Annotated in this window: 4 protein-coding genes and 1 pseudogene; all 5 read left to right on the top strand. The window is 58.4% G+C overall.

Going from position 1 to position 4,401, the window contains the following annotated elements:
• Positions 1–1,800 (top strand): ATP-dependent DNA helicase RecG (recG, locus tag KUL77_RS12550; protein ID WP_297147865.1); only part of this gene is annotated, 1,800 nt, incomplete at its 5' end.
• A gap of 83 nt (positions 1,801–1,883) precedes the next feature.
• Positions 1,884–2,141 (top strand): type II toxin-antitoxin system ParD family antitoxin, encoded by a 258-nt coding sequence (locus KUL77_RS12545; protein ID WP_343231551.1) that lies wholly within the window; start codon positions 1,884–1,886, stop codon positions 2,139–2,141.
• On the top strand, positions 2,128–2,454 hold the full coding sequence (locus tag KUL77_RS12540; protein WP_297147859.1) for a type II toxin-antitoxin system RelE/ParE family toxin: 327 nt from the start codon (positions 2,128–2,130) through the stop codon (positions 2,452–2,454). The genes KUL77_RS12545 and KUL77_RS12540 overlap by 14 nt, the downstream gene beginning before the upstream one ends.
• Positions 2,455–2,521: 67 nt before the next feature.
• Positions 2,522–4,150: a site-specific DNA-methyltransferase gene (locus tag KUL77_RS12535; protein ID WP_297147856.1), complete on the top strand. Its 1,629-nt coding sequence runs from the start codon at positions 2,522–2,524 to the stop codon at positions 4,148–4,150.
• A pseudogene (locus KUL77_RS12530) lies at positions 4,147–4,401 on the top strand (hydroxyacid dehydrogenase); the annotation flags it as partial. The gene KUL77_RS12535 and the pseudogene KUL77_RS12530, both read left to right, overlap by 4 nt.

Here is a 4,401-nt window from a genome sequence, read left to right as displayed (position 1 = left end):
ACGCTGCGGTTCTTCCATTTTCGTGCAGCGCAGGTGGCGCAGTTTGTAAAAGGCGCTGTGATTCGTGTTTACGGTATGCCGCGGTCTGGTCAGCACGGGTTAGAAATCGTGCACCCGAGTTACCGCCTTTTGGGCGAGGGTACGCATGCGCTTAGCGATACGCTAGACCCTGTGTATCCAGAAATAGAAGGTTTCGGCCCAGGCAGCATTCGTAAGTTGATTATGCAAGCCTTGCAGCGCCTGCCAGACGATGCAGCACTCGAACTTTTGCCGTCTTCTTGGCTGCAAAAACTCGCCCTGCCTTCGTTGCGTCAAGCCATTCTTACCTTGCACACGCCGCCACGTGATGTCGATGTTGCCGCGTTACACAATGGCCTGCACCCGGCGCAGCGGCGACTGGCGTTGGAAGAGTTGCTGGCGCACCAGCTGGGCTTGCGCCGTCAACGTTTGGCACTGCAGGCGGAAGGTACGCGCGCACTGCGCGGTAACGAGGTGTTGGTCGAACGTTTGCGGGAGGTATTGCCGTTTGTGCTCACCAATGCGCAGCAGCGCGTGTATGCCCAGCTGCGTGCCGATTTGACGCAGCCAAGGCCAATGCTGCGCTTGGTGCAGGGCGATGTTGGCAGTGGCAAGACCGTGGTGGCCGCATTGGCGGCACTGCTGGCGCTGGCCGATGGGCGACAGGCGGCGCTGATGGCACCCACCGAACTGCTGGCTGAGCAGCATTTCAACAATCTACAGGCGTGGCTGACACCACTCGGCCTGCGTGTGTGCTGGCTAGCGGGAAAAGTCACCGGTAAAGCGCGCACAAAAGTATTAGCCGAGGTGGCCTCTGGTGCGGCGCAACTGGTGGTGGGCACCCATGCCCTGATGCAAGAAGGCGTGGACTTCCATGACCTTGCACTCGCCATCGTCGATGAACAGCACCGCTTCGGCGTGCACCAGCGGCTGGCCCTGCGCGACAAAGGACGCGGTAACACGCCGCACCAACTAGTGATGACGGCAACACCGATCCCACGCACGCTGGCGATGAGCGCGTATGCCGATCTAGATGTCTCTGCCATTGACGAGCTTCCGCCCGGGCGCACCCCGGTGACCACCATTGCACTGGCGGCCGAGCGTCGCCCAGAATTGATCGAGCGCATCCGCGCAGCCTGCGCCGAAGGGCGGCAGGCGTACTGGGTGTGCACCATCATTGATGAATCCGATGAAGTAGTGGCGCAGGCCGCACAAACCACTTTTGAGGCGCTACAAGCGGCGCTGCCCGGTGTGCGTGTGGGGCTGGTGCATGGGCGTCTGAAGGCGGCGGAAAAGCAAGCCACAATGCAGGCCTTTAAGTGCGGCGAACTGGAACTACTGGTGGCCACAACGGTGATTGAAGTGGGTGTGGACGTGCCTAATGCCTCGTTGATGGTGATTGAAAACGCCGAGCGATTGGGCCTTGCCCAGCTGCATCAATTGCGTGGGCGGGTGGGGCGCGGCAGTGCGGCGTCGAGCTGCGTGCTGCTGTATCAAAGCCCGCTGGGGCAGATCGCGCGGCAACGGCTCGACACCCTGCGCCAGACCAACGACGGCTTTGCCATCGCAGAAAAAGATTTGCAGCTGCGCGGGCCGGGCGAGCTGTTAGGAACAAAGCAAACCGGCCTTGCCAGCTTCCGCATGGCCGACCTAGTGCGTGACGCCGACCTGCTACCGCGCGTACACGCCATGGCCGACAAGCTCTTGGCCGATGCACCTGATGTGGCCGATCAAATCGTGGCGCGTTGGGTGGGCAGTGCCGCCCGCTACGCTGCAGCCTAGCGATAAAACTCGATCAACTTGTCTCTGGAAGGCATCTGGCGCACAATTCAATGGCAAACTTTGCCATTGAATTGAGGTGCATTATGGCCACGATGAATATTTCTTTGACCGATCCGCTCAAGCAATTCGTGGATGAAGAAGTACGCGAGGGCGGGTTTTCCAGCACATCCGACTACGTGCGCGATCTGATTCGCCAGCGCCAACGCGCAAAAGCGGCAGAGTTTCTGCGTCAGTTGATTGCCGAAGGCATGGCGTCGGGATCTGCAGGTGAAGTCACGGCAGAAACTTTTGCGCAGATGCGTAAGGAGTTGTGGGAGCGCCATTCGCGTGAAGCGCGTTGAATGGAGTCAACGGGCGCTGCAAGACGCAGCCAGTGGTGCAGATTGGTACACCACGGAAGGTGGCATGGCACTAGGTGAGCGGTTTTTGGAACAAGTGCAGATCACTTTGATGTGGATCGGGCAATTTCCTGCGATGGGTTCAACGCGTCACGCCAATTGCATGATCGGCCTTTCTGCGCCGCTGCGATTTTTCCCGGTGAAGGCGTTTGAGCGCTACCTTATTTACTACCTCGACCTTCCCACCCATGTTGAAGTGCTGCGTATCTGGAGCAGTGCGCGTGGGCTTTCGGCTTTGATGGAAGAAGATACATGACCACTGTCGCAGTCCATGCGACGCACATCCGCACACTATCTGCAATTCTCTTTGGAACACATCCCGCATGCCCAGCCTGAACTGGATCGGTAAAGCCGCCGTCGTCAATCACCACCAGGACGTACCGTTCCGGCTGCTGGAGCCGGTGCAATCGTTGTCCTGCGGCGACGCCGATACCGGCAACCTCATCGTGCAGGGCGACAACCTGCTGGCGCTCAAGGCCTTGTTGCCGCGCTACGCCGGGCAGGTGAAGTGCATCTATATCGACCCGCCGTACAACACCGGCAACGAGGGCTGGGTCTATAACGACAACGTGAATTCACCAGAGATTCGCCGCTGGCTGGGCGAGGTGGTGGGCAAGGAAGGCGAGACGCTGGACCGCCACGATCGCTGGCTGTGCATGATGTATCCGCGCTTGATGCTGCTGAAGCAGTTTTTGCGGGAGGATGGGGTCATTTTTGTGTCAATTGATGACAACGAAGTGGCCAGTTTGCGGTTGGTGATGGATGAGATTTTTGGGGCGCGAAATTTTGTAAGCACGATCATTTGGGAAAAAAGATACAGCCCGCAAAATGCCGTGAAGTGGTTCTCTGAGTCGCATGACTTTCTTGTGGTATACGCAAAAAATAAAGACAGCTGGAAGCCGCATCTGTTAGAGCGCTCAGATGAAATGAATGCCAGGTATAGGAATTTGGATAACGATCCGCGTGGTGACTGGAAGCCAGCGGATGCGACGGCACAAGCAGGGCATGGTACTGAAAGTCAGTTCTATACATTTGTTGCGCCCAATGGCAAACGTCACGAGTTGCCCAGTGGTCGGTGCTGGGTTTATACGGAGCCGGTTTTCCGTAAGATGGTAGAAGATAATCGTGTTTGGTTTGGTGCTAGAGGGGATAATGTTCCTGCTCTGAAAAGGTTTTTGACAGAAGTCAAACAAGGGGTAGCTTGTCAAACAATTTGGAAGTATGACGATGTTGGCCATAGTCAAGAAGGGAAGAAGGAAGTTAACAGCTTGTTTCCGGATGCAGCTGTTTTTGATACACCAAAAACTACCCGTCTGCTCCAACGCATCCTACAAATCGCTACCGACAAGGACTCCCTCATCCTCGACAGCTTCGCCGGCTCCGGCACCACCGCCCACGCGGTGCTGAAACAGAACGCCGAAGACGGCGGCAACCGCCGCTTCATCCTCGTCGAAATAAATGAAGGCATCGCCCGCGATGTGACGGCAGAGCGCGTCAAGCGCGTGGCGCAGGGTTACACCAACGGTAAAGGCCAGCAGGTCGAAGGCCTCGGCGGCGGCTTCCAGTTCTGCAAACTCGGCAAACCACTGTTCGACGCCCGTGGCCATATCAGCAATGAAGTGCGCTTTGCCGAACTAGCGCGCTTTGTCTGGTTTGTGGAAACCGGCATGGGCCTGCCCGGCAAACGCGCCAGCCGCAGCGCCGCCGATACCGCCAGCCCCTTGCTGGGCGTACACCAAGGCCGCGCCGTCTATCTGCTGTACAACGGCATCCTGAAAGACCGCAGCATCGATGGCGGCAACGTGCTCACCTCCACCCTGTTGCAACACCTGCCCGCGCATAACGGCCCAAAGGTGGTGTATGCCGCCCGCTGCGCGATCGGCGCCGACCGCCTGCGTAAACTGGGCATCACCTTCAAGCAACTGCCCTACCACCTGCGGGTGGCGCCGTGATCGCGCAGGACGACCAGCCGCCGCACTCGGAACTGCTGCTGTACCGCGGTGAGGATGCCCGCACCCGCATCGAGGTGCGGCTGGAAGGGGACAGCGTGTGGCTGGCGCAACGGCAGATTGCGGAGCTGTATCAAGTCTCGGTGCCCACGGTGAACGAGCATCTGGCCAACGCCTATGCCGAGGGTGAGCTTGAACCTGAACGAACTATTCGGAAATTCCGAATGGTTCAAACCGAAGGCGCACGCGAGGTA

This window comes from Thermomonas sp. (assembly GCF_019104945.1).
Lineage (GTDB): Bacteria > Pseudomonadota > Gammaproteobacteria > Xanthomonadales > Xanthomonadaceae > Thermomonas.
This window is presented reverse-complemented; position numbering and strand designations above follow the sequence as displayed.